Genomic DNA, 3,743 nt, shown 5'->3' with positions numbered 1-3,743 from the left:
CCGCGGCCAGCGCCTGTTCTTCCTCTTCCCGGTCCTCGCTCATGACGCGGGCCTTCCGTCGGTACGGATGATCCGGACGCGCTGTTGCTTGCGACCGCTGCCGAAGCGCAGCTCGGCCGCAGCGAACATCCGATCCACGATCATGTGATTGCCTCGGACGCGGTAGTTGACGAGTTCGGAGGTATCGCCCTCGGGGCCGACGATGAACAAAGGCGGCATTTCGCCCTGGCCGATGCCACGCGGGAATTCGATGAACACTTGGCGGCCGTCGTCGAAGGCCCGTAGCGGCCGCCACGGCGCGTGGTCGCCGTCGATTGAATAGCGGAAGTTGATCGAAGCGAGGTCGACCCCTGTGGCGACGGGTTGGGCGGCTTCGGCAAGCGCGTTCTGCCGGCGCAGTGCGATGAGCTGATCCTGCGGGTACTGCCAGGAGACCGAAGCCATGTAGGTTTTCTCGGTCGAACGCAGCTCCATGTGATAGGTGCGGCGGTCGGTGTTGATGACAAGGTTCGTCGTCAGGTCGGCACGGGTCGGCTTGACGAGGATGTGGATCTGGCGTGTTCCGCCCGAGCCGCTTTCGGTGTCGCCGATGACCCAGCGCACCGTGTCGCCGGCCGCGACCGGGCCGGAGCCTACGAGTTGCTCGCCAGGCTGCAAGGCGACGTCGGTGATCTGACCGACGGCGGCATAGACCTGATAGAGGGCGCCCTCTGTGAATGGGTAAACCTGCATCGCATTGATGAAGCCGTCTCGAACAGGCTGCATGCGCGCCGCGGCGTTGGCCTGGTTGACCCGGGCGGTCGGCTCCGCCGGTTCCGGCACTCGACGCGCCTCCTTGACCGGCTTCAACTGGCCCGGCAAGGGCAGCGGGCGGGGAAGTTCGACGACTTGGACCGGCGCCGGCGGCGCGGGCGCGAACACAGCTGGCTGCGGATCGTCGTAGGCGATCTGCGGCGGCTTTTTGGTGGCGCAACCGCCAAGCGCCGTTGCGGAAAGCAGCACAAGCGGCAGCACGGATTTACGCAAATCAGGGAACCCGGCATTCAGTGGATTCGGCCGGTTGGCTCTACGAGTGATCATTGGCCCAGTTCCTTCGACCAGTTGATGGCGTTTACGAAGACGCCGAGGGGATTCTTGCGCAGCCGCTCAGCGTCGCGCGGCGGCTGGATCACGACGGTGATGATGGCGGTCCAGCGCTCGGTGGATGCGAGCGAACCATCCTGATATCGCCGCTCCACCCAGGCGACGCGGAAACTATCCGGCGAGGCGCGAATGACGCTCGACACCTCGACGGCGATCTGTTGCTTCCCGACCTTGGCGAAGGGTTCGTTGGCACGGGCGTAGTCGTTGAGCGCCAGCGCGCCGCGGTCGGTCGTGAAGTCGTAGGCCCTGAGCCAGTTCTGGCGAACGATGATCGCATCGGCAGGGATCGAGCGGACCTGTTCGATGAAGCGGGCCAAATGCCAGGCGATCTGCGGATCGGTCGGGCGGTAATCGGCGACGGCTGGCTCGACCGCCTGGGCCTGGCCAAGCCGGTCGACCTGAACGACCCAGGGAACGACGGTGCCTCGTGCCGATTGCCAGACCAGCGCCGCCGCGAAGCTCCCGGCAAGCAGCAGCGAGCCGAAGGCCATCAAGCGCCAGTTCTTGGCCTGCACGCGCGCCGAACCGATGCGATCGTCCCAGACCTGAGCCGCCTTCTGGTAAGGCGTCTCGGGTTCGGGTGTTTTGCCATAGTGGCTGGTTGGTCGCTTGAACATCAGCGGTCGCCTTCTGAGAGATTGATGGATGCTCCGCCGCCATGGGCATCGCCCGATCGGACAGCATGGCCGACGGCCGAGACCCCATGGCTGACCGTCTGGGAGCGCTTCATGCGCTTAGCCCAGGCAGGCGGTGTCGATGAACCTGCTGAATAAGACGGATCGTTCGCGGCATCAGCGCCGCCCAACGTGCCTTCCGTCGATGTGCCGCCAGTGGCCGCGAACGCGGATTTCGCGCCGCTGGAGAAGCTCTGCGTCATGGTGTCGGCGGTGCGGGACGCTGCGCGCCTGAGCGGCGATGTGGCGGCACTGGCGCCGGCACGGGCGACACCGCCGAGGCCGGCGGCAACGCCAGCCATGCCTGCCTGTCCGGCGGAAGCCAGGCCGTAGGAGGTCACGGCACCGCCGGCGAGCGCGGCGCTACCGCGCGCCGCAGTTGAGGCACCGCCGGCGAGCGCGCCGACACCGCCCGCGCTCGCGCCAAGGGCGGCACCGCCTGCCATCACCATGCCGCCGGCAGCGAGGCCCGTGCCGACTGCGGCGCCGGCACCAAGTTGAGGCCCACCCGAGACGAGACCGTTGGCGATGCCGGGGCCGAAGACGCCAAGGCCGAGCAGAGCGAGCGCGGCAAGCACGATCGCCATAGCGTCGTCGATGGTGGGCGCAGCACCTCCGAAACCGGCGGTGAACTCGGAAAAGAGTGTCGAGCCGATGCCGATGATGACAGCGAGCACCAATACTTTGATGCCGGAGGAGATGACGTTGCCGAGGACCCGCTCGGCCATGAAGGCCGATTTGCCGAAGAGGCCGAACGGGATCAGCACGAAGCCGGCAAGCGTGGTCAGCTTGAACTCGATGAGGGTGACGAAGAGCTGGACGGCGAGGATGAAGAAGGCGAACAGCACCAGTGCCCAAGCCAGGAACATGCAGGCGATCTGGATGAAGTTCTCGAAGAACGACCAGTAGCCCATCAGGCCGGAAATGGAGTCGAGCAGAGGGCGGCCGGAGTCCAAACCTGTCTGGGCGACCTTGCCGGGACGCAGAAGGTCCGCGGTCGTAAATCCGGTTCCGGAGGCCTTCAGGCCGAGGCCGGCGAAGCTTTCAAAGACGATGCGGGCAAGATTGTTCCAGTTGCCGATGATGTAGGCGAAGACACCGATGAAGAGCGTCTTCTTGACCAGACGCGCGATGATGTCGTCGTGGGCGCCCCAGGACCAGAACAGCGCGGCCAGAGTCACGTCGATCACGATCAGCGTGGTGGCAATGAAGGCGACCTCGCCACCGAGCAGGCCAAAGCCTGAATCGATGTAACGGGTGAAGACTTCGAGGAAGTGGTCGATGACGCCGGTGCCGCCCATGATGCTATTGCGCCTCCTGCCGCTCGATCGCCGGCGGCGCGGGCGCGAGGAAGCGATGGCGGCTCTCGGCCCACGCGCGCAGGCATGTGGGGTCGCGCGCGCCTGCCTCGCCAAGCTCCTGACACCGGATCAACTCGCCGCGCAGCGGATCGGCGTTTGTAGTCTCCGTTCGGCCCGCCGGCGAGGTCGAACGCTGATCCGCTTTCCGGGTCAACTCGATCGCCGTCGCCGTGACTGCTAGCGCGATAAAGACAACGGCGCCGAGCCGTGCGAGCATCTTTCCGTCCATGACGCCGCCCTCAGTTGCCGTTCTGGAACATGCGGGCGTTGCCCGGCTGGTAGCCGGCACCTGGCGTCAGGAAGCGGCGGCGCTGCTCGCGGCCCTGTTCGGCGGCTGCGGCCTGCTCGGCTGATTGAAGCGCTTGCGCCCGGCCATTCGCGGCGACCACGGCCGTCAGGTCGGCGAGCTGCTGTGCCTGGAGACCGAGCAACTGGTTGCCGGCCTGCGCCGCCTGCAGCGCGCCGGTGGCGAGCTGGCTCTGCCCGATGAGCGCGGACATCTGCGTGCGATTGGTGTCGATGTTGCCCACGACGCCGGCCTGGACGCGCATGGCGACCTGAAGGC

4 protein-coding genes and 1 pseudogene are annotated in these 3,743 nt (G+C 66.5%); all 5 read right to left on the bottom strand.

Features of this window, described 5'->3' with window-relative positions:
* Positions 1 to 39: 39 nt before the first annotated feature.
* Positions 40 to 1,080 carry a P-type conjugative transfer protein TrbG gene (gene trbG, locus EN943_RS35860; protein WP_206522881.1) on the bottom strand — a complete coding sequence of 347 codons (1,041 nt, stop codon included), beginning with the start codon at positions 1,078 to 1,080 and terminating at the stop codon, positions 40 to 42.
* A complete protein-coding gene (gene trbF / locus EN943_RS35855) occupies positions 1,077 to 1,760 on the bottom strand; it encodes a conjugal transfer protein TrbF (RefSeq protein WP_127416479.1) in 684 nt (227 codons plus the stop codon). Before trbF ends, trbG begins: the two co-directional genes overlap by 4 nt.
* Entirely contained in the window at positions 1,760 to 3,118 is a 1,359-nt protein-coding gene (trbL, locus tag EN943_RS35850) for a P-type conjugative transfer protein TrbL (RefSeq protein ID WP_127416478.1), read from the bottom strand. Before trbL ends, trbF begins: the two co-directional genes overlap by 1 nt.
* Before the next feature lie 4 nt (positions 3,119 to 3,122).
* Positions 3,123 to 3,407, bottom strand: coding sequence for a putative entry exclusion protein TrbK-alt (trbK-alt, locus tag EN943_RS35845; protein ID WP_127416477.1), 285 nt, complete (start codon positions 3,405 to 3,407; stop codon positions 3,123 to 3,125).
* 10 nt (positions 3,408 to 3,417) lie between these two features.
* Positions 3,418 to 3,743: pseudogene (locus EN943_RS35840) on the bottom strand (P-type conjugative transfer protein TrbJ); the annotation flags it as partial.

Source organism: Mesorhizobium sp. M7A.F.Ca.US.006.01.1.1 (genome assembly GCF_003997935.1).
In the GTDB taxonomy this organism is placed as follows: domain Bacteria; phylum Pseudomonadota; class Alphaproteobacteria; order Rhizobiales; family Rhizobiaceae; genus Mesorhizobium.
This window is presented reverse-complemented; position numbering and strand designations above follow the sequence as displayed.